General features: G+C 71.4%; 18 protein-coding genes. 4 read left to right on the top strand and 14 right to left on the bottom strand.

Annotated elements, in window-relative coordinates; genetic code table 11:
- Positions 1-23: 23 nt before the first annotated feature.
- The 5 genes from ACWG52_RS11675 to ACWG52_RS11695 all read right to left on the bottom strand — a co-directional run bounded on the left by ACWG52_RS11675 (position 24) and on the right by ACWG52_RS11695 (position 4,158).
- A complete protein-coding gene (locus ACWG52_RS11675) occupies positions 24-1,007 on the bottom strand; it encodes a methionine synthase (RefSeq protein WP_161289201.1) in 984 nt (327 codons plus the stop codon).
- On the bottom strand, positions 1,004-1,693 hold the full coding sequence (locus ACWG52_RS11680; protein ID WP_389805402.1) for an SDR family oxidoreductase: 690 nt from the start codon (positions 1,691-1,693) through the stop codon (positions 1,004-1,006). The genes ACWG52_RS11675 and ACWG52_RS11680 overlap by 4 nt, the downstream gene beginning before the upstream one ends.
- Positions 1,694-1,742: 49 nt before the next feature.
- Complete coding sequence (locus tag ACWG52_RS11685) at positions 1,743-2,756, bottom strand: hypothetical protein (RefSeq protein WP_453128631.1); 1,014 nt, start codon at positions 2,754-2,756, stop codon at positions 1,743-1,745.
- 2 nt (positions 2,757-2,758) lie between these two features.
- On the bottom strand, positions 2,759-3,103 hold the full coding sequence (locus tag ACWG52_RS11690) for a DUF1330 domain-containing protein (protein WP_375944455.1): 345 nt from the start codon (positions 3,101-3,103) through the stop codon (positions 2,759-2,761).
- Positions 3,104-3,192: 89 nt separating this feature from the next.
- Positions 3,193-4,158 (bottom strand): GlxA family transcriptional regulator, encoded by a 966-nt coding sequence (locus tag ACWG52_RS11695; RefSeq protein WP_237545310.1) that lies wholly within the window; start codon positions 4,156-4,158, stop codon positions 3,193-3,195.
- Positions 4,159-4,274: 116 nt separating this feature from the next.
- Between ACWG52_RS11695 and ACWG52_RS11700 the strand changes: the two genes are divergently transcribed.
- Complete coding sequence (locus ACWG52_RS11700) at positions 4,275-5,198, top strand: NADP-dependent oxidoreductase (protein WP_389805410.1); 924 nt, start codon at positions 4,275-4,277, stop codon at positions 5,196-5,198.
- A 19-nt stretch (positions 5,199-5,217) separates the two neighbouring features.
- On the opposite strand, the gene ACWG52_RS11705 is transcribed toward ACWG52_RS11700, so the two are convergent.
- From ACWG52_RS11705 to ACWG52_RS11715, 3 genes are all read right to left on the bottom strand, one after another.
- A complete protein-coding gene (locus tag ACWG52_RS11705) occupies positions 5,218-5,952 on the bottom strand; it encodes a M48 family metallopeptidase (RefSeq protein ID WP_453128633.1) in 735 nt (244 codons plus the stop codon).
- A gap of 44 nt (positions 5,953-5,996) precedes the next feature.
- The gene (locus tag ACWG52_RS11710) at positions 5,997-9,587 is read right to left on the bottom strand and encodes a type I restriction endonuclease subunit R (protein WP_453128635.1); all 3,591 of its coding nucleotides are present in this window, start codon (positions 9,585-9,587) and stop codon (positions 5,997-5,999) included.
- A gap of 109 nt (positions 9,588-9,696) precedes the next feature.
- Complete coding sequence (locus tag ACWG52_RS11715; RefSeq protein WP_403957839.1) at positions 9,697-10,212, bottom strand: ATP-binding protein; 516 nt, start codon at positions 10,210-10,212, stop codon at positions 9,697-9,699.
- Between the two features lie 285 nt (positions 10,213-10,497).
- Here ACWG52_RS11715 and ACWG52_RS11720 point away from each other — a divergent pair, with 285 nt between their 5' ends.
- Together ACWG52_RS11720 and ACWG52_RS11725 are read left to right on the top strand one after the other, a co-directional pair.
- Positions 10,498-11,361, top strand: coding sequence for a helix-turn-helix domain-containing protein (locus ACWG52_RS11720; protein WP_376095428.1), 864 nt, complete (start codon positions 10,498-10,500; stop codon positions 11,359-11,361).
- Between the two features lie 2 nt (positions 11,362-11,363).
- Positions 11,364-11,552: a DUF397 domain-containing protein gene (locus tag ACWG52_RS11725; protein ID WP_150517719.1), complete on the top strand. Its 189-nt coding sequence runs from the start codon at positions 11,364-11,366 to the stop codon at positions 11,550-11,552.
- Here the strand turns inward: ACWG52_RS11725 and ACWG52_RS11730 are convergent, their stop codons facing one another.
- The 5 genes from ACWG52_RS11730 to mnmA form a co-directional block, all read right to left on the bottom strand.
- Complete coding sequence (locus tag ACWG52_RS11730) at positions 11,553-12,791, bottom strand: restriction endonuclease subunit S (protein ID WP_376095425.1); 1,239 nt, start codon at positions 12,789-12,791, stop codon at positions 11,553-11,555.
- Positions 12,781-15,372 (bottom strand): N-6 DNA methylase, encoded by a 2,592-nt coding sequence (locus tag ACWG52_RS11735; protein WP_453128639.1) that lies wholly within the window; start codon positions 15,370-15,372, stop codon positions 12,781-12,783. The genes ACWG52_RS11730 and ACWG52_RS11735 overlap by 11 nt, the downstream gene beginning before the upstream one ends.
- 84 nt (positions 15,373-15,456) lie before the next feature.
- Entirely contained in the window at positions 15,457-16,296 is an 840-nt protein-coding gene (locus ACWG52_RS11740; RefSeq protein ID WP_390166326.1) for an RloB family protein, read from the bottom strand.
- Positions 16,293-17,504, bottom strand: coding sequence for an AAA family ATPase (locus ACWG52_RS11745; RefSeq protein WP_390166324.1), 1,212 nt, complete (start codon positions 17,502-17,504; stop codon positions 16,293-16,295). Before ACWG52_RS11745 ends, ACWG52_RS11740 begins: the two co-directional genes overlap by 4 nt.
- 276 nt (positions 17,505-17,780) lie before the next feature.
- Complete coding sequence (gene mnmA / locus ACWG52_RS11750; RefSeq protein WP_033224541.1) at positions 17,781-18,914, bottom strand: tRNA 2-thiouridine(34) synthase MnmA; 1,134 nt, start codon at positions 18,912-18,914, stop codon at positions 17,781-17,783.
- 61 nt (positions 18,915-18,975) lie between these two features.
- Here mnmA and ACWG52_RS11755 point away from each other — a divergent pair, with 61 nt between their 5' ends.
- Positions 18,976-19,647 carry an N-acetylmuramoyl-L-alanine amidase gene (locus ACWG52_RS11755; RefSeq protein ID WP_389805418.1) on the top strand — a complete coding sequence of 224 codons (672 nt, stop codon included), beginning with the start codon at positions 18,976-18,978 and terminating at the stop codon, positions 19,645-19,647.
- Between the two features lie 158 nt (positions 19,648-19,805).
- On the opposite strand, the gene ACWG52_RS11760 is transcribed toward ACWG52_RS11755, so the two are convergent.
- Positions 19,806-20,969: a cysteine desulfurase family protein gene (locus ACWG52_RS11760; RefSeq protein WP_266379555.1), complete on the bottom strand. Its 1,164-nt coding sequence runs from the start codon at positions 20,967-20,969 to the stop codon at positions 19,806-19,808.
- Positions 20,970-21,020 lie beyond the last annotated feature (51 nt).

Below are 21,020 nucleotides of genomic sequence, written 5' to 3' on the forward strand. Positions count from 1 at the left end.
CTCCCGTGGCCCGTCTTCGACCGTCACTCAGGGTTGTCGGCGAGCGACCTCGCCGCCCTGACGCAATGCGCCTGCACCGCGCGGGCGTAGGCGGGTGAAGCGCCCGCCAGACCGCACGAGGGGGTGACCACGACGGACTCCGCCAGAGTCCCCGGGGCCAGTCCCAGCCTGCGCCAAAGCTTCCTGACACCCATGACGCTACCGCCCGGGTCCGACAACGGGGCGTCGGTGCCGGGCACCACTCCGGCGAAGAGTTTCGTGCCGCTCTCGACCGCTTCCCCGATGGCGTCGTCCTCGCGCTCGGTGAGCAGCGAGAAATCGAACGACACACCCGTGGCGCCGGCTCTGCGGAGCAGTGCGAAGGGGACCTCGGGCGCGCAGGAGTGCACCACGACCTCCCCGTCGTGGACGGCGAACAGGTCGCGCAGCGCTCCCTCGACGACCTGCCGGTCGACGGCGCGGTAGGTCCGGTAGCCGCTCGCGGAGCGGACCCGGCCGAGCAGGACGGCGGTCAGGGAGGGCTCGTCGAGCTGCAGCACGACCTGGGCCCCGGGGATGCGCTTGCGTACGTCGGCCAGGTGCTCGCGCAGGCCCTCGGCCAGCGATCCGGCCAGGTCCCGGCAGGCTCCCGGGTCCTGGAGCATGGCTTCGCCGCCGTGCAGTTCCAGGGCGGCGGCCAGCGTCCACGGTCCGACGGCCTGGACCTTGAGCTTGCCGGTGTAGCCCTGGGTGAACTCCTCCAGCGCGTCGAGGTCCTCGCCGAGCCAGGACCGGGACCGCTTCGAGTCCCGTCCCGGGCGGTCGCTGATGCGCCAGCCGCTGGGTTCGACGTGGGCGTACATGTCGACGAGCAGTCCGAGGGAGCGGCCGATCATGTCGGCGCCGGGCCCGCGGGCGGGCAGCTCGGCGAGGTAGGGGAACTCCTCGAAGGACCCGGTGACGGTCTTCGCTGCCTCGCGGGCGTCGCCGCCGGGCAGCGAGCCGACGCCGGTGGCGCCGGCGCTCATCGGCCCGGCCGGACGCTCAGGTCGTTGACCTCGGCGTCACGGGGCAGGTCGATGGCCATGACGATGGTGGTCGCCACGGACTCGGGGTCGATCCAGGCGGCCGGGTCGTAGTCCTTGCCCTCCTGGGAGTGCACCTTGGCCTGCATGGGGCTGGCGGTGCGGCCCGGGTAGACGGAGGTGACGCGGATGCCGTGGGGCTTCTCCTCGTCGCGCAGCGAGTCGGCGAGCGCCTTGAGTCCGTGCTTGGAGGCGGCGTAGGCGCTCCAGTCGGCGTGGGCGCGCAGTCCGGCGCCGGAGTTCACGAAGACGATGTCGGCGCGGGAGGCGCGCAGGGTGGGCAGCAGCAGCCGGGTGACCTCGGCGGGGGCGATCAGGTTCACGTTGAGCTGCTGGTGCCAGGTCTTGGGTCGCAGCTCGCCGACCGGTCCGAGGTCGACGATCCCGGCGATGTGCAGCAGGGAGTCGATCCGCTCCGGGACGGCCTGCTTGGAGAACGCCCACGAGAGCCGGTCGGGGTCGGCGAGGTCGCCGACGAGGGACGTGGCGCCGGGGTAACGGCCGACGAGCTCGCGGGCGCGGCCGGCGTCCCGGGCGAGGAGGACGAGGTCGTCGCCGCGGGCGTGCAGCCGGGCCGCGACGGCGGCGCCGATGCCGGAGCCGGCACCGGTGATCAAGTGAGTAGCCATACCGCCCATGCTCGCACCCCCGGGCGCGCGCGGGGCCCGAAGGCCGAGGTCAGGTGCCGACGGCGGCCGCGTACGCCCGCAGGACGGCGGCGCGGGCGGCGGCCGCCCGCTCCGCGGGGACGGCCGGGCCGAAGCCGTGGCCGATGGTGGCGTTCGGGAGCGCCGCCACGAGCCGGGCCCGTACGTCGCCCCGGGGCCCGGCCCACCGCTCCAGGGCCTGGTCCCGTACGTCGGCCAGCGCGGCGGCGCGGTCCGGTGCGGGCGGCGCGAAGCGGCCGCCCGAGGCCCGCTCGTGCTCGGCCCAGCGGTCCTCCCAGAACTCCACGGTCCAGCCGGGCCAGCGGTCGGCGAGGGCGCCACCGTGGGCGCGGGCCGTGTTCAGCCACCAGCCGACCCGGCGCCGCTCGGGATCGACGTGGATGCCGGCGTCCGCCCGGAGCCGGTGGCTCCCGTGCTCGGGTGCGTCCCGGAGCCGCTCCAGGAGGGCGGGGCCCTCCTCGACGGGGTGGTCGTTTATGTCGGCCAGGACGTGGCAGCGGTCCGCGCCGATGGTGACCACCGCGACCAGCGGGTCGGGGTCGGCCAGCTCCTCGTCGTCCCGGTCCAGCGCCGGGCCGGGGTACACGTCGGTGTCCCGCTCCCCCGGGTCGAGCCCGAGGTGGGTGCGCAGCCCGGTCTGGCCGTCGTGGAGCCAGCGCACCTCCCAGCCCGGCCAGGCGCACCTCAGCAGTTCCAGGGTGGCGGCCCGGGTGCGCAGGGAGGCGACGGGCCCCTCCCAGGCGAAGAGCAGCAGGAGCCGGCGGGCCTCGTCGGCGAGGACGCCCGCCTCGACCATGTCGTCGGGGTACCAGTCGTCCTCCCGCACGTGGTCGCGCAGGAACGGGAGCGCCACCTCCGGCCCGGCCAGCAGGTCGAGGTCCAGCCCGACGGCGCCGTACGAGGAGCGATGGCGGGTGTGACCCGCGGGGTCACCGGGGTCACCGGGGCCACCGGGGCCACCGGGGCCACCGGGGCCACCGGGGCCACCGGGGCCCGAGAGCACGAACACGGCACGGTTGCCCATCGTCAGAGCCCCGCGGCCGCGCGCAGGGCGGCGGCCGTCGTCGAGGCGTCGTAGTCGACCGGGACGCCCTCGACCAGGATGACCTCGCCGGCGATGTGGTCGGTGCGCAGCGGGAGGATGGCCTGGTAGGCGTCGGAGGCGTACCAGGCGCGGGCGCTCTCGATGTCCGGGAAGCCGATCATGACGACGGTGCCGGGGAAGGGGCCCTCCAGGACCTCGACCTCCTTGCCGTGGACGAGGAAGCGGCCGCCGAAGGGGTCGATGGTCGACTGCATCGTCTCGATGTACCGGAGGATGTCCTCGTTCATGGTCTCGGGACGGATGTGGGCGATCGCGTACGCGGTCATGGTCTGCTCCCCTGTGAACCGGGCCGCCGGTGCGGGCCGTTGATCCGATCCTGCCAGGGCGTCGGCCCCGACGGCGATTACCTCGCAGGTCACGCCGATGCGGGCTGGAAGGTCCGCCGGTAGGCGATCGGGGAGACGCCGAGGGTGGAACGCATGTGCTGACGGAGGGAGTTGGCCGAGCCGAAGCCTGCGCGGTGGGCCACCAGGTCGACGGGCAGGTCGCTGGACTCCAGCAAGTGGCGGGCCAGTTCCAGGCGTTGCGCGGTGAGCCATTGCACGGGGGTCATGCCGACCTCGTCGCGGAACCGCCGGGTGAAGGTGCGCAGGCTCATCCGGGCGTGCGCGGCCAGCTCGCCGAGGGTGACCGGTTCGGCGAGGCGCTCCAGGGCCCAGGCGCGGGTGGCGGTGGTGGTGGCGAGCGTCGGCTCGGGGACGGGGCGGTCGATGTACTGGGCCTGGCCGCCGTCGCGCCAGGGCGGCACCACGCAGAGCCGTGCGGCCCGGTTGGCGACGCCCGTGCCGTGGTCCTGACGGATCAGGTAGAGGCAGAGGTCGATGCCGGCGGCCACGCCGGCCGAGGTGAGGACGTCGCCGTCGTCGACGAAGAGGACCTCCTCGTCGAGCCGGACGCGCGGGAAGCCCCGCTGGAACTCGGGCGCGTGCAGCCAGTGCGTGGTGGCGGGCCGGCCGTCGAGCAGTCCGGCGGCGGCCAGCACGTACGAGCCGGTGCAGAGGGAGACCAGCCGGGTGCCGGGCCGGATCGCCGCGAGGGCGTCGGTCAGCGGCTGCGGCAGGGGGGCGCCGTGCGCGAGCTCGTCCATGGCGTGCGTGGGCGTGACGATCACGGTATCGGCGGCGGCGAGGGCCTCGGGGCCCGCCGAGACGCCGACGGTGAAGCCCGCGTCGCTGGCCACGGGCAGGCCGTCGGCGGTGCAGACGGTCACCTCGTAGAGCGGGTTCCCGGCCTCGTCCTGGGCGTTTCCGAAGACCCGGGAGGGGATGCCGAGCTCGAACGGAGGGACCCCTTCGAGGGCGAGTACGGCGATTCGGTGCATGGCCAGATCCTGACACATGGTGGCCGTACGGCCAACACCGCGCGGGTCGGCGAGCGGCCAGAGTGAGGTCATCGGTCGGGACACCGGCCGGTGGGAATCCAGCAAGGAGACATGTCATGCGCGCCGTCGTCGTCAGCAAGTGGGGCGGACCCGAGGTCCTCGTCGAGACCGAGACCGAGCGTCCGGAGCCCGGCATGGGCGAGGTCCTGGTCCGGGTCCACGCCGCCGGGGTCAACCCGGTGGACTGGAAGACGCGCGAGAGCGGCGCCCTGATCCCGTGGGGCCCGGTGCCGGCGGTCGGCTGGGACGTGTCGGGCGTCGTGGAGGCCGTGGGACCGGGCGTGACCCTCCACCGGGTGGGCGACGAGGTCTACGGGATGCCCCGCTTCCCGCAGCAGGCCGGCGCGTACGCCGAGTACGTGACGGCTCCGGCCCGGCACTTCGCCCCCAAGCCGGCCGGGCTGGACCACGTACAGGCCGCGGCCCTGCCGCTGGCCGCGCTGACCGCCTGGCAGGCCTTGGTGGACACGGCCGGGGTGAGCGCCGGACAGCGGGTGCTGGTGCACGCGGCGGCCGGCGGCGTCGGCCACCTGGCGGTGCAGATCGCCAAGGCCCGCGGCGCGTACGTGATCGGCACCGCGAGCGCGGGCAAGCACGCGCTGCTGCGTGAGCTCGGCGCCGACGAGGTGATCGACTACCGCACCACGGACTTCGAGGACGCCGTCGCCGACGTGGACGTCGTGATCGACGCCATCGGCGGGGACTACACCCTGCGCTCCCTGAAGGTCCTGAAGCCCGGCGGCCACCTGGTGACCCTGCCCGGCCCCGACTCCCTCCCGGCCGACCCGCAGGGCGTGCACGCCTCCTGGGTCCTGGTGGAGCCGGACCTGGGCGGTCTGCGGGAGATCGCCGCGCTCGTCGAGCAGGGCCTGCTGAAGCCTCTGGTCGACACGGTGCTGCCGCTGGAGCAGGCGGCGAAGGCCCACGAGATCGGCGAGCAGGGCCGCACCACCGGCAAGATCGTCCTGACCGTCGCCTGAGCTGCGGGCCCACCTGGGCCTACCGGACCGCCCCGCGCCACAGAAACGGTTCGTCCCGCGCGAACAGCTCCTCGCTGTGCTCGAACCCGGGAAGGGCCAGACCCATCTCCCGCCGGAAGGCAGGACCGTGCCCCGGCACCTTGAGGTGGCACAGTTCGTGCACGAGGACGAAATCGACCAGGCTCGCGGGCAACTGCATGACGGCCCAGTGCACGGCGATCAGCCCGTCGGGGCCGCACGAACCCCAACGTTCCCCGAGGTCGCGCACAACTATCCCGCTCGGCCGTACCCCCACTCGGAGGGCGAGCGCGGGCATCCGTGAGGTGAGCCACCGGTGCCCCCGCTCGCTGTACCAGGCGGCCAGGGCCTCGGAACCGGCCGAAGGCGTGGCGGGCTCAGGAAGCTCCAGCCATCCGGCTCGCAGCCGCACGTGCCCTACCTCGGGCGCCGGAACCGGTCTGAGCCGGTACCGGCGCCCGAGGTAGGCGAAGCTGCTGCCACCGACGAGTTCCTTGACCGGCTCGGCGGGGCGGGCGCGACGGCGGCGTACCTCATCCACGAGGCGGGGCAGCCGGGAGCGTACAGCTGCGGCAACCGCTCGCGGATCCGCGTCGGCCGGTACGGCGAAGAGCACCTCCCCGTCCGGCGTGACGTCAATGCCCAGGGTCCGCCGCCGGGGGCGGGACTCGACGCGCCAGCTCCACCCCTCGGGGAGGGGTAGTGCGGCGATCGCCTGCTGGACCGAGGTACTCACCCGGCATTCCTACCACCCGGCTCAGACAGTCGGGTGCCACGGTCTCAGCGGTCGTGGCGCGACGGGTAGCGCAGGAAGTCGCCGTGCCGGTGCAGCGCGAGCTCGACCAGCAAGCCGGCGACCGGTCCGGTCGCCGACCAGTCGACGTGCAGCTCCTCCTCCAGGTAGATCCGCACTTCCTTGCGTACGCGATCCTGCGCGTCCGGCAGCGTCGTGAAGTTCGGGGAGCGCACCAGCCCCGCGATCTTCCAGGTGACATCGCGTGCCGCCTGGTGGAGGTCGGTCCCGTCCGGCACCAGCGGCCCGCCCGCCGCGTCCAGCTCACGGGCGAGCAGCGCGTACACCGGCCTCTCGGTCCAGCGGTCGAGCCCTGCCCCGGCTTCCTGCCCGCCCTCTCGTTCCGAGGCGACGATGTCCTCGACGAGCCCGGCGAGCGCCGCGGCGGCCTCCTCGAAGTCCGTGCCCATCCGCCGGATGACGGCCTCCAGGCGCTCGCTGAAGACCTCATAGCCGGACCCGGGCGTCTCCAGCCGGGCCGTGATGTGGGTGTGGATCCGGCTCGTCAGGTACGAGATCCGGGCCCGCGGATCGGTGTTGGCCTCGACCCGCTCCATGAAGTCGGGCGCGCCCAGCTCCACCTGCGGGACGCGTTCCACGATGCCGTTCGCCTTGAGGTGCGAGGCGATCAGTGCGCGCACCTTGGCCCCGTAGCGGCGCGGGCTGAACTGGTCCCGCCCGTCGAGGTAGCGGGCGCGGGCGAGGTACTGCACCTCACCCAGCCGCCCGGCGAAGGCCTCGTACCGGAGCGCGAACGGCCGGGGCAGGACGGCGCCCAGCGCGTTGAAGAAGTCCCGGGCCAGCTCGTCGAACTCGCCCCGCAGCAGCGGGTCCTCCAGCGCCGCCAGCAGGTCCTCGCGCTGCGCCTCGTCGACGAGCCGCCCCGCGCCCAGCCCGGCCAGGAAGTCGTCGAGGCGCTTGAACAGGTCGGCGAGGAGCGCTTCGGCCGCCGCGTCGGTCTGGAGCCACATCCGGCCCGTGGCCGGCTGCTCCGCACCGCTGTCGGGGTCGAGGTGGTCGAAGGACACGTTCTCGTAGCCGAGGACGGCCTTCAGGTGCGCCTCCTCGTAGTCGGTCATGGACTTCGCCAGCTCGGGCCCGACACCGATGTAGTCCACCACCTGGCCCCACCGCTTGTTGCGGTAAGGGCGGTTGGTGCGGGCGATGGCCTGGAGCAGGCCGGCGCCGAACAGCGGCCGGTCGAGGTAGAGGACCTGTTCCACGGGCGCGTCGAAGCCGGTGAGCAGCATGGAGGTGACCACCAGGAAGCCGAGGGGACGCTCGGCCTCTTCGTCGCGGGGCCGCCGCCCGGCCGCTTCACGGTCCTCGCCCGCGCCGCCGTCCCAGGGGTCGTGGGCCGAGGTCCGGGCCCCGGCGCTCGCCCCTCCCCCGGGCCGTCCGTGCGTGTGGGCGGTCCAGGAGGGATCGTCGCTCGTCTCGAACGGATCGGGCACCTTCACCCCGCGCCGGAAGCGTTCGATGTGCGCGCTCTGGCTGCTCGGCCGGGTCCACACGTCCCAGTCCTTGGGGTCCTTGCCCTTGCCCCGCTTCGGCGACGCCGAGATGACGGCGGCGGCTTCGACCTGGGCGAGCACGTCCCGGTAGCGCAGCAGCCGCAGGAGGTCAGCCTCGCCCTCCGGTGCGGGCGCGGGGTCGTGGGCGTCGCCGCCCAGTCCGTCGAGGTCCGCGACGAGACGGTTCAGCGCCTTCGAGATGGCCTCCCGGTACGCCACGGCGGCGCGCCGGGACACGGCGACGACCTGCGCGCCGAATCCGTCCGGCATGGCGCCTGCCGCCCAGTGCCGCACCATGTGCTCGGCCTTCCGGGCGATCACCGCGGGCGACTCCAGGACCTCCTTCTTCCGCCCGAACCGGCGCAGGACCCGGCGACGCTGCTCGGGATCGGCGGGGACGTGCTGGTCGAAGCCCGCGTCCAGCGCGGCCTTCTCCACCACCTCCAGGCTCACTTCGTGGGCCTCGTACCGGACGGGGACGACGGCCCCGTCGATCTCGGCGTCCCGCAGGGTGTAGGTGTCGGCGTACGAACCGAAGATGTCCTCGGTGGTCTTGCGGGCCCCGCCGAGGATGGGCGTGCCGGTGAATCCGACCATGGCGGAGTTGGGCAGCATCGCGCGCAGCCGGGCGTGCTGCCAGGCGCTCTGCCCCCGGTGCGCCTCGTCGACGAGGACGACGATGTCGGAGCCGGCGTTCGCCACGCGGTTGTGGAGCCGGTCGCGCCCCTCGGGGTCCTGCGCGAGTACCTCGTCCCGGCCGTCGTCGGCGCTGTCGTCCCGGCGTGCCTTCTGGAGCATGACGAGGACGAGGTCGGGGACATCGAGGCTCAGGTAGCTGCGGGCGTACTTCACCGAGCGTGCCCGGTAGATCTTCTCGTCGGCGGCGGCCAGGCTCTGGCGGATCTGCGCTTCCAGATCCTTGCGGTCGGTCACGACGACGACCTTGTGACGGGCCAGGTCGCGACTGCTGCGCAGGTAGCGGACGAGGAAGGCCATGGTGAGGGACTTCCCCGAGCCCTGGGTGTGCCAGGTGACCCCGCCGCGCTGGTCGACGTCCAGGCCCCCGGCCAGGGCGGCGTGCCGGTCCCGCAGCCGCTTCGCGATCTTGTGGACGGCCCGGAACTGCTGGTAACGGCCGACCACCTTGACCGTGCGGGGGCCGCGCCCCGCCTCGGTGGTGAAGTCCTTGACGAGGGTCAGCAGGTGCGCGGGCCGGAGCACGCCGCCGGCCAGCGTCTCCTGTGCGTGGAGTTCGCGTCGGCTGTCGGGTGCGGCGGCCTCCTTCCGTACCGTCTCCTGCCGGGCCGGGTAGACGGTCCGCCAGGGCGCGAAGTGCGCCGCCTCCGCGCTGATGGTGCCGATCTCGGCGTGGTCCCGGTCGGTGGCGACGAGCACCTGGGCGAAGCGCACGAACTCGGTGACGGGCTCGGGCGCCTCGACCCCCGCGTAGCCGATCACGTCGTCGACGGCCCAGTCGATGGCGAACCGCTTCTCCCCGGGGCTCGACAGCGGGGCCTTGCACTCGACGACCACCCAGGGCAGGCCGTTGACGAACAGCACGACGTCGGGGATCGCCGGAGCGCCCTCGCGGCGCTCCACCTTGAACTGGGATACCGCGAGCAGGTCGTTGCCGGTGCCGGCCTCTCCCAGCTCGGGGAACTCCCCCTGCCAGTCGACCAGCCGGACGTGCTCGGGGTCCCCCTTGGTCCATCCCGGGAGCGTGCGCGCGTTGATCCCCTCGCGCAGCATCCGGGTGACCTCCAGGTTCCCGGCGACCCCGCGCCCGGCCGGGCCCTGGCCGGGTGCGGTGCCGAGGAGCAGCGCGAGGAGGTGGTCCACCTGGGGGGCCGTCAGCCAGGGCTTGCCGCCGGCGTCCGGGTTGATGCGTGCCACGGCGGTACGGAACCGGTCGGCGTAGACCACCTCGGTGAACGAGTCGCGCCCGGAGGGCGCCGGGTCGGTCACCGGCTTCCCCGGCGGTGCGCCCTGGAGGTGCTTCCACCCCATGGCGACCAGCTGGTCGATGAGCGGCCTCTCGACCTTGTCGTACTCCGGCTGCCCCATCGCTGGTCTCCCCGCCCCGTGTGCGTACGTCGCTCCCCGCCCCTGTCAAACCTCGAACAGGGGTAGGGGCCACTTTACCTACGGGGTCGGACCGAGCCGGGGCCGTTGTTCAGGCCGCGAGGGCGGCGGCTGCCGGCGGGGTCGGGGGCGCGTCGGGCCCGCCCCTCCCGGTCCGCAGCTCGAACCAGATGGTCTTGCCGCCGGTCCCGAACAGCTTCTCGTCGAGGCAGCAGCCGCCCCACTGGTCTGCGACGAGTTCGAGTATGGCCAGCCCCCGGCCGCCCTCGGCGTCCCAGGCGATCCCGGCGGGGACCTCCATGGGGAACACCGGGCTGGAGTCGGAGACGCTGACCCGCAGCACGGGGCACATCCAGCGCAGCCGCACGGAGGCGGGCCCCTTGGTGTGCCGTACGGAGTTCGTGGCCAGCTCCGAGGCCAACAGCTCTGCCCGGTCGACCAGTTCGCCGAGCCCGTGCGCGTCGAGCACGGCCCGCAGGGTGGTCCGCGCGATGCCGGGTGCGCGGGGATCGCGGGGGAAGTGGAGCTCGTACTCCCAGGGTTCGGCGAAGGCGATCGGCGGCGGGGCCGCCGCCCCGGCTCGGGTGCTGTCCGTTTCGCGTGTCACGCGGGCACCTCCATGTGCGGCGTGAGGGATCTACGTCGGCCACGTGTCGCGTCCACAACGCCCGTGCCGTTCCGGTGGCTTGCCGGAACCGAGGCCCCTTGCGGGGCCCGGGGTTCGGTGCGCTTCCGATGGCGCGGGAGCGAGGTTCTTTGTGGCTTGTTTCACAACGTAGAGCATTGCAACTCACACGTGAGTCAGATTTCACCAACGAGCGAACGGAAGCCTCGCTCACTAGACCGTCACCCGGCGGGCTGTCAGACTGTCCGCGCGCACGAGAGAGGACCCATGGCAGCAAGAAACGCCCCCACCGGCCGCCAGCGCCGCTTGGCCACGGAACTACGCCGCCTTCGCGAACAGGCAGGCGTCTCGATCCAGGACGCCGCCGCGATGCTCGGCGCGGACCGGACGATGGTGTCGAACATCGAGGCTGGACGCACCACCGTCAGCGAGGACCGCGTGCGGCAGCTGGCCTGTCACTACAAGTGCCCGGACTCCAACCTGATCGACGCTCTGGCCGCAATCGCGAGCAGCCGCCGAGCGCCCAACTGGTGGGCCGAGTACCGCGGCAAGCTTCCGGAAGGCCATCTGGACATCTCCGAGCTGGAACACCACGCGGTGCGCATCCGCACGGCGCAGACCGTGCACCTGCCTGGACTTCTGCAAACGGAAGACCATGCGCGGGCACTCTTTGAGCTCACCGTGCCGAAGTTGTCTCGTCTGGACGTGGAGCTGCGCGTGGCCCACCGGATGCGTCGCCAGACGGTCCTCACGGGTGAGAACCCCACACCCTACCTGGGCATTATCCACGAGGCCGCTCTCCGACTGGCCTTCGGAGGCCAAGACGTCGCCCGCGCCCAACTGGAACGACTGGCGGACGCGGCAGACGAGCCGCACATCACGCTGCTCGTGATCCCCTTCAGCGCTGGAGGCTTCCATGGCGCGGGCCAGTCCATCCTCTACGCAGAAGGGCCCGTACCGCAGCTCGACACCATCCAGTTGGACACGGCGCTCGGCGCCACATTCGTGGATGCGCCAACTCCACTGGGCAACTACCGTTCACTGCTGGACCTGATGGAGGAGTCCGCGCTCTCAGCGGACGACTCCCGAGAGATGATCCAGTCGATCGCCCACAAGATCGGAGAGGCCTGAAGGTGAACGGAATCGTCTGGCAGCGCTCGTCGTTCTGCGGGGGCGGGGGCAACAACTGCGTGGAGATCGCAGAACTCCCTGATGGCATAGCCATCAGGGACAGCGTCTACCCAGGCCGGGTGCTGGCGATCGGTCGGGCCACGCTGTCCGCCTTCATCGGCCATGTGCGCGCTGATGAAGACAATCTGTGATCACAGCATTTCGGTTTCCAGCAGCCCGCCCCGCCCAGCAAGCAAATCCCCCATCGTTCCCCGTTGAACGACCCTGAGCTTTTCAACCTGCCGCTGCACAAGGTTCGACTTGCGCTTGCTCGCTTCGAGCGCCCCGCTCAGCCGTTGCTGCTCACCGAGTGGAACCTCCGGCACGAGGAGCCCCTCGACTGCGGATTGACTGATGTTCTTCATGCTGCCGCTTGTCCCTGTAGCCGCTGCTGAGATTTGGCGACGGACGCCTTGGGTCGCAAGAACCGCCTCAAGGAAACGCGGATCTGCAGCGCTCTCATCCACAACGAGCCGCAACGTCTTGTCGCTCAGCATAAGCTGGCGTGGAGGATTTTCTGCCACGCAGGCCAGGCCCACGAGCGCCTCAGTATTGGCTCGCGTCATCAAGAGATCACCGTGCCTGACTTCAAAGGCAGGGTTGACCAAGTCAGGATCGCGCACGACTTTGTTCTCTGCCGGTTGGAACCAGCCTGCCTGCACGGCACTAACTTTCAGGACGCCCCATTCACCTGCGCCCGCCGGAGAGCCCTCGGCCAACGGGCTCTTGCCTGTTTCGATGCGTCGAAGCCAGGAGCCAAGTGGTACCCACTGCGCCTTAAACGGCGCTGCCAGCAAAGAGGCTTCGACGACGCCGGACTTCTTCCGCACCCACTCCAGCGCGGCGATACGTCGCTCGATCGCGTCGTGGGCGGCCACGATGCGGCGCTGCTCCGTCAGCGGTGGGACGCCGATTTCCAGTTCCTGCAAGCGTGCCGTGTCCAGGCGCCCCGTGCCGTGGCTGGTCTCCTCGACCATGGCCAGGATCTTCGGCGTCAGCGTTTGCATTGCATGGGCCAGGAAGAATGGATCGATTCCTTCGGCAGGGAGTACTGCCTTGCAGTCCTGACCAAACGCGACCGTACGCTGCGTGACTCCGATCCGGAACTCCGATTTAAGACTCATCCCCCGGACGATGAACAGCACCGTCCCCTCGCCGACAAGGCGGGACCCGTTCTCCGCACCCAGGGCGGTGACACGTCGGTCTGACTCGCCGATACGAAACGACTTCAGACTCGCTGCACTGATCCACGGGATATCGCCATCCCAGTACGCATCGTTCGATGTGCTCGGAGTGCCCCCCGACAGCCATCTACCGGCGTCTGCGAGAGACACGCGCCGCCATCCGGCGGGCCAGGTATGGCGGGCAACATTCGCAGCCTCACCGCGCATAGCCGAGCTCCTCCAGCCACTTCCCGAACTCCCCCGCCGCGCCTGCGCTTTCCGCCTCCAGGGCTTCCAGGGAGACGGCGTACTTGTCGGCCCAGCGGCGCACGGAGCCCACCAGTTCGCGGCGGCCGGCGGCCACCGATGCCGTGAGGCGGGTGGACAGGGCCTCGTCCAGGACGGTCAGGACCACGCGCTGCGCGCCCTCCGGCTCCGCCTTCGCCAGTTCGGCGGCGGCCTTCAGGTCCGGGAGGAAACGCGCGTCCAGCGCCGAGCGCTTCTTCGACGCCGCCGTACGCTCCTTGCGGCGGCGGGTGACCTCGGATTCCAGGCGGGCCAGTTCCTCCGGGGCCACGGGAGTGCGGTCCGGAGTCTCGTCCTCCTCCGCCTCCCCTTCGGGGTCCGGAGTCGGGGGCTGGGCGGCGGCCAGTTCTTCCAGAGCCGTCTTGTACGCGGCGTCCGCCGCCGCCAAGGCCGCGTCCGCGCGGGAGACCTCGGCCAGGAACTCCGGGATCAGCACTCGGACCACCGGCTCGTCCATCGCGCGGCGGCGGTCTGCGCCCGATACGGAGGACTTCGCGCGGCCCCGGCCGCGTCCGCCGGCGGGCTCCTCTGCCTCCGGCGTGACCGGTTCGACCATGGTCTCCACCGAGTCGACCCAGCCGTCGAGCACCCGCTCGTACCCGCCCGCCGCGAGCGCCTTCAGGTCATAGCGGGTGACCGTCCACCAGTCGGCCATGATGCCGGCCGTCGCGTACTCGTCCAGCACGCCCGCCGCGCCGATGGTCTCCGTGAAGCTGGTGACCAGCTCTCCGCGCAGTTCCATCAGGCGCTGGTTCTTGATCAGGGACTCGAAGTGGGCGGTCTGCTCCGACCACCACTTCTCGTACGTCTTCCGCAGGGCCTCTTCCTTCGGCGCCGTCAGCTCCGGGACACGGGCCGCCGTGGCCTCCGGGCCCTCCGCCAGGAAGTCGACGTACTCCTCGTCGTCCGCGCGCGCCGCGAAGAGGGCGGTGGAGTCGACGCCGTACGCGGCGAACAGCTCCGCCTTTGCCTCGATCTCGGACTTCGGCACCCCGCCGTACAGGTGGGCGCGAACGTCCTGCGGCTCGGCGGGCGGGGAGTTGTCCACCCAGCGGCGGATGTTCAGGTTGGCGTCGGCTGCGAGCAGGTCCTTGACGCTCACCGCGCGCGAGTAGCCCGGCTCCTGGCGCCAGTGCCTGAAGACCGTGGCGATCTTCTCGACGTGCTCGGGGCCCAGCTCGTTCTGGTTGCGCGCGGACCGGAAGTCACGGTCGGCGTTGATGAAGAGGACCTTCTCCTCGCGGTCGCCGTGCTTGCGGTGCGGGGGCCTCAGGACCAGGATGCATGCCGGGATGCCCGTCCCGTAGAAGAGGTTGGGGCCGAGGCCGATCACGGCCTCGATGCAGTCGTCCTCCAGCAGCTTGACGCGGATGTCGCGCTCCTTGCCGCTGCGGAAGAGCACGCCGTGCGGCATGACCGTGACGGCCGTGCCCCTGGCTTCCAGCACCGAGACCATGTGCTGGACGAACATGAGGTCGGCCTTCTTGCCGTTCTCCGGGGTCTCACCCCACTTCATGCGCCGGCCGTGCTTCTCGTCGGCCTCGGCGACGAGCTCGGCGTCGTAGTTCAGCGAGAACGGCGGGTTCGACAGCACCTTGGTGAAGGTCCGCAGCCGCCCGGCCGGGGTCAGGTGCAGCGGCTCGGTGAGGGTGTCACCGTGCTGGAGGTCGAACTCGCGGATGCCGTGGAGCACCATGTTCATGCTGGCCATGGACCAGGAGGGGCCGTTCTTGTCCTGGCCGTTGATCGCAAGGTCGTCCGGCGATCCGCCGTGCTCCTCTACGTACTCGTGGGCCGCGATCAGCATGCCACCGGAGCCGGCGCAGGGGTCGTAGACGCTGTCCCCGGGCTGCGGGTCGGCGAGGCGAACCATCATCCGGACGACCTCGCGCGGGGTGTAGAACTCACCGCCGCGCTGGCCCGCCGAGTCGGCGAAGCGCGCGAGCAGGTATTCGTACGCCGCCCCGAGCATGTCGGGGAACTCGAAGTCCTCGTTGCGCAGGCGGTAGAGGCTGAAGTGGCGGATGAGCGCGCGCAGCTCGGTGTTGGTGAAGCGGGGCTTGGTGCCGACGATCTCGTTGAAGGAGATGTGCGAGGCCACGCCTGCCAGCCGGTTGTGGCTGCCTTGGAGGGCCACCAGGGCTTGGTCCAGGCTCTCGCCGACCTTGTCCACGAGCATGGACAGGCCGGGCAGGGGGTGGCCGGGCTGCTCCGGGTTCTCGTGCGGGCCCTTCCACCAGCGGGCCCGCGGCGGAACGTAGAAGATCCGCGGGTAGTTGTCGGGGTCGTCGGCCCGCTCCACGGCCTTCGCCCGGTCACCGGTCCGCTCCAGTGCGCCCGCGTAGACCCGCTCCCACTCCGGCTGGAACTCGTCGGAGGAACGCTTCAGGAACAGCATCCCGAAGATGTAGTCGCGGTACTCCGAGGCGTCCATCCGGCCGCGCAGGATGTCGGCGGCGGAGAACAGATGCCGTTCCAGCTGGGGCAGTGTGATACGAGCCACGCACCGGTCCTTCGTAAGCCGTGGGAGTTTCGCGAGAACTCCGGAAGCGTAGTCGGGGAGGGGTGCCTGAAGGAAACCGTCCGCTCAGCGGCGTCCACCGGGCGTCTGGGTCTTGCGCGTCCCGATGCCCAGTGAGGCGAGCAGGCGCCACAGGTCGGTGGAGGGGTCTCGCTTGAGCGGGTCGCAGCCGTCGGCATGGCCGGAGCGGCGGTTCCACTCCTCGTACGTTTCGGTGCGCGGGCCGGGGATCTTGTCGAGCTTGAGGTTCTTCGCGGAGCAGGTGCCGTGCGGGCACATGTCGACGAGCTTGCGGGCGTTGTCGACCGCCGTCTGCTCCTTGCCGAGGAGCGTCTGCCCGCGCTGTCCGGCCAGGCCCTTGCCCCGGCCGCCGGACTTTGTGTCGTACTCGGCGAAGCCCTCCGCCTTCGGATGCTTGCGCAGCCGGTCCTTGATGGTGCCGCTACGGCCCTCCTCCTGGCTGGTGAACTGCTGAAAGTGCAGCAGCAGCCACAGCTCGATGGAGGGGTGCGACAGAGCCACCTGTACGCCCTCCCGGGCCGCCGTGCTCATGGCGTCCCGGATGGCCTTGTCACGGTTGTCCTCGGAGTCCCGGTCGAAGAGTGCCCACTTCTCATCACGCGGGCTCGACGCCTGGGCGATCACGTGAGCGACGACCTGGTCCGGGCGAAGGCCCTTCCTGACCGGTGTGAATCGCAGGAAGAACTTCTCACCCGGTCCGTCACGGTAGGTGTCGTTGATCAGCTTGATGTAGTCGGCCTCGGTCCGCTCACCCTCGGCCGCGAGGTAGATGATCCGGGACGACTCGTCCGGATAGGAGCCGAGGTCGCGCCGGACGGCTCGGGGCGCCTCGTGCCGGCCCTTCCGCCGGTTGACGCGCCGGCTCTCCGCGGGTGGTCTGCTCACGCTGTCGTCGTCGCCTTCGGCTCCGGTTCCGATTCCGTCTGCTGCGCGAGGCGCCGCTCCAGTACGGCGAGCTGGCGGGCCACCTCACCCGTGGCCAGGCGCGGCACGCCGCCGTAGTGGCCGTGCAGGTAGCGGCGTTCCATGTTCTCGTCGTTGCGTGCCTTGCGGGCGGCGAGGAGCGGGTAGAGGGAGGACTCGCCGCTTCCTTCCTTGACCGCGATCCAAACCTGGTCCCGGTCGAGCGGGCGCTCCGTGACCGAGGGGCCGAGCAAGGTGGCGTCGTGCGTGGTGAAGACAAGCTGTGCGAGCTGCGGGTTGGCGTCCTCGTCCTGGAAGAGGCGGACGACCTCTGCCGCGAGCACGGGGTGCAGGCTGGAGTCGAGCTCGTCGGCGAGCAGTACTCCGCCGTCCCTCCTGTTCAGCATGGTCAGCAAGGGGCCGAGGAAGGCGAACCAGGCGTGCGTGCCGAGAGACTCCTGGCTCCAGAAGTCCAGCGGGCGGACGGAGTCCCCCTCGCCTCGGTGCAGGAGCTGGATGTCCCCGGTCTCGGGGTCGATTTCCACCCCCGTGACGCCGATGTCCGCTGATACGAGCATGGTGACGAGGCGCTCCCGCATCTCAGCACCTCGGCTGCCGGTCAGCCGCTCGCGTGTCCAGGCCGTGCGCTCCACCACGTCCTTGCCGGTGGTCACGAGCCAGAGGTTGTCGCGGAACCAGCGGTGGATGGCCGAGAGCTGGGGATGGTTCAGGGCCGCGCCGACGGTCAGGAAGAGGGCGTTCGGGCGGGTAGTGGCGACGAGAAGGTCCTTCAGGTCCTTGCGGCCGCTCAGACCGGTGCCCGGGAAACGGAACTCGCCCCCGTCCGCCTCTGCTCTGTCGGCCTCCCGGTCGAACCACACCTGGCGGCGTCCGGTCGGGTACGCGTGGAGCCACTCGCTCTCCACGCGGTCGTCCGAGAGCTCGAAGCCGTAGGTGTACCGGACCTTCTCACTCCGGCCGAGGAGCAGCTCTACCTCGAAGAGGCTGGTGTCGTCGGAAGCCTCGTCCGCCAGCGCGAAGGGTTCACGGGGGACGGGAACATCCGGGTCCCGGTCCCAGTCGGCCAGGGATTCGAGGACCGCCCGCCGCATGAACCGCATCGCATCCAGGATGTTGGTCTTGCCGGAGGCGTTCGCCCCGAAGATCCCGACGGTTGGGAGCACGGACACGGGCTTGCCGTCAGAGCGGGTGCCTGTCTCTCGGGCAGTCCTCTCGTTGAATTCCGTGGCTACGAGCGAAAGCTCCTGCTCGTCACGGATGGACCGGTGATTGGCCACCCGGAAGCTGAGCAACATGACCGACCTCCCAGTGAGGCGGGCTAGCGATTCGCCGCCTTAGGCGCTTTCGTACGGGTAATCCGTACTGGGCACCCTAAGACCTCCCGGAAGAATCCGCCAGCGTACCGTCACACTGCTTTGACGAGGGGAGAGCCGAACTCGGCCGACTCAGACGGTGGCGGTGGCCCGCGTCGTGGTCGCGATGGTGGCCGAGCCGACCACGCGGGTGCCGTCGTAGAGCACGATCGCCTGCCCGGGGGCCACACCCCGGACCGGCTCGGTGAAGGAGACGCGCAGCTCGCCGTCCACGACCTCGGCGAAGACCTCGGTCTCGCCGCCGTGGGCGCGCAGCTGGGCGGTGTAGGTGCCCGGGGCGGCGGCCACGGCTCCGCACCAGCGGGGGCGGATCGCGGTGAGGGCGGTGACGTCGAGGGCCTCGACGGGGCCGACGGTGACGGTGTTGTTCACCGGGGAGATGTCGAGGACGTAGCGCGGCTTGCCGTCGGGGGCGGGGTGCCCGATGCGCAGGCCCTTGCGCTGGCCGATGGTGAAGCCGAAGGCGCCCTCGTGGGTGCCGACCTTCTCGCCGGTCGCCTCGTCGACGATGTCGCCCTCGGCCTTGCCGAGTCGGTTCGCGAGGAAGCCCTGGGTGTCGCCGTCGGCGATGAAGCAGATGTCGTGGCTGTCGGGCTTCTTCGCGACGGCCAGCCCCCGCTCCTCGGCCTCGGCGCGGATCTCTTCCTTGGTGGTGAGGGTGTCACCGAGCGGGAAGAGGGCGTGGGCGAGCTGCTTCTCGTCGAGGACGCCGAGGACGTACGACTGGTCCTTCGCCATGTCGGAGGCGCGGTGCAGCTCGCGGGAGCCGTCCTCGTTCAGCACGACGGTGGCGTAGTGGCCGGTGCAGACGGCGTCGAAGCCGAGCGCGAGGGCCTTGTCGAGCAGCGCCGCGAACTTGATCTTCTCGTTGCAGCGCAGGCACGGGTTCGGGGTGCGCCCGGCCTCGTACTCGGAGATGAAGTCCTCGACCACGTCCTCGCGGAAGCGCTCGGCGAGGTCCCAGACGTAGAACGGGATGCCGATGACGTCGGCGGCCCGGCGGGCGTCGCGGGAGTCCTCGATGGTGCAGCAGCCGCGGGCGCCGGTCCGGAAGGACTGCGGGTTCGCGGAGAGCGCGAGGTGGACGCCGGTGACGTCGTGCCCGGCTTCGACCGCGCGGGCGGCGGCGACGGCGGAGTCCACGCCCCCGGACATGGCGGCCAGGACGCGAAGGGGACGGGCGGTGCGCGGCAGGTTCTCAGTCATAGCACCGTCAAGAGTACGGGGGAACCGAGCGGGGTCACAGCGCGTTATCGGGGTACGGGGGGTGGATCACATCGTCGAGCAGGGGAACAGCGGGAAGAAGTCGCCGGGGCGGACGCGCCGGGCCGTGCTCTTCGGCGGGCTCGGGGTCTTCGCGGCGGCGGCGGTGGCCGGCCGCGAGGAGATCGGTCGTGCCTGGTGGCTGATACCGGGGGTGGACAAGCCGCGCAAGGAGGGCGAGCTCGACCACGCGGGCGCGAGCTGGACGTCGGCCTCGCCGGCGAACTGGCGCAAGGCGGACCGCCCGGACGACTACCGGGTGGACCGGATAGTCGTCCATGTCACACAGGGCGGCTTCCAGTCCTCGGTGGACGCCTTCAAGAACCCCTGGCACAAGGCGTCGGCGCACTACATAGTGCGCGGGGACGGGCACGTGGAGCAGATGGTGCGCGAGCTGGACGTGGCCTTCCACTCGGGCAGCCGCTCGATGAACGAGCGCAGCGTCGGCATCGAGCACGTGGGCTTCGTAGACCGCCCGCAGGACTTCACGGACGCGATGTACGAGGCTTCGGCCCGGCTGGCGGCCGACATCTGCCGCCGGTACGACATACCGGCGGACCGTGCGCACATAGTCGGCCACTCCGAGGTTCCGGGCGCCGACCACACCGACCCCGGCCGCCACTGGGACTGGAGCCGCTACATCAGCCTGATCCGGACCGCTCTGAAGAACCCCTAGGGAGTGTCTTGTCGATCAGGGTGGATCAGGGAGCGGTGGCCGGTGCCGTGGATCGCAAGGCGGACGAGGGAGGCGACGCGGAGCGTCGCCGACCGAGGACAACGCGGCGAGGCGCGGTGCCGGGCGCCGCGAGCCCGCCCTGATCGACAAGACACCCCCTAGCTGAGGCCGGCCGTGCGGGCGCGCTCGACGGCGGGGCCGATGGCCGCGGCCAGGGCCGCCACGTCCTCCTTGGTGGAGGTGTGGCCGAGGGAGAAGCGCAGGGTGCCGCGGGCCAGCTGGGGGTCGGTGCCGGCGGCCAGCAGGACGTGGCTGGGCTGGGCCACGCCGGCGGTGCAGGCGGAGCCGGTGGAGCATTCGATGCCCTGGGCGTCGAGCAGGAGCAGCAGCGAGTCGCCCTCGCAGCCGGGGAAGCTGAAGTGGGCGTTGGCGGGAAGCCGCTCGTCGGGGTCGCCGCCGAGGACGGCGTCGGGCACGGCCGCGCGGACGGCGGCGACCAGTTCGTCGCGCAGGGCGCCGATCTCGGTGGCGAAGCGTTCGCGCCGTTCGACGGCGAGCACGGCCGCCACGGCGAAGGCGGCGACGGCGGGCACGTCGAGGGTGCCGGAGCGGACGTGCCGCTCCTGGCCGCCGCCGTGCAGGACGGGTACAGGGCTCTGGTCGCGGCCGAGCAGCAGTGCGCCGATGCCGTAGGGGCCGCCGACCTTGTGGCCGCTGACGGTCATGGCGGCGAGGCCGCTGTCGCCGAAGTGGACGTCGAGCTGTCCGAGGGCCTGGACGGCATCGGAGTGCAGCGGGATCCCGGACTCGCGGGCGATGGCGGCCAGTTCGCGGACCGGCATGACGGTGCCGATCTCGTTGTTGGCCCACATGACGGTGGCCAGGGCCACGTCGTCGGGGTTGCGCTCGACGGCCTCGCGGAAGGCGTCGGCGTGGACCCGCCCGTAGCGGTCCACGGGGAGGTACTCGACCTGTGCGCCCTCGTGCTCGGCGAGCCAGTGGACGGCGTCGAGGACGGCGTGGTGCTCGACGGGGCTGGCGATGACCCGGGTGCGGGCGGGGTCCGCGTCGCGCCGGGCCCAGTAGAGGCCCTTGACGGCGAGGTTGTCGGCCTCCGTGCCACCGGCGGTGAAGACCACCTCGCTGGGGCGGGCGCCGACCGCCTCGGCGAAGGCCTCGCGGGCCTCCTCCACGGTACGGCGGGCCCGGCGGCCGGCGGCGTGCAGGGAGGAGGCGTTCCCCGTGGCGGCGAACTGCGCGGTCATCGCCGCGGCGGCCTCCGGCAGCATCGGGGTGGTGGCGGCGTGGTCGAGGTAGGCCATGATCCCCCGATTCTACGAGTCCACCGGTGGCCGCTCGCGCCGCGGGACCCC

Source organism: Streptomyces sp. CLCI03 (genome assembly GCF_053615355.1).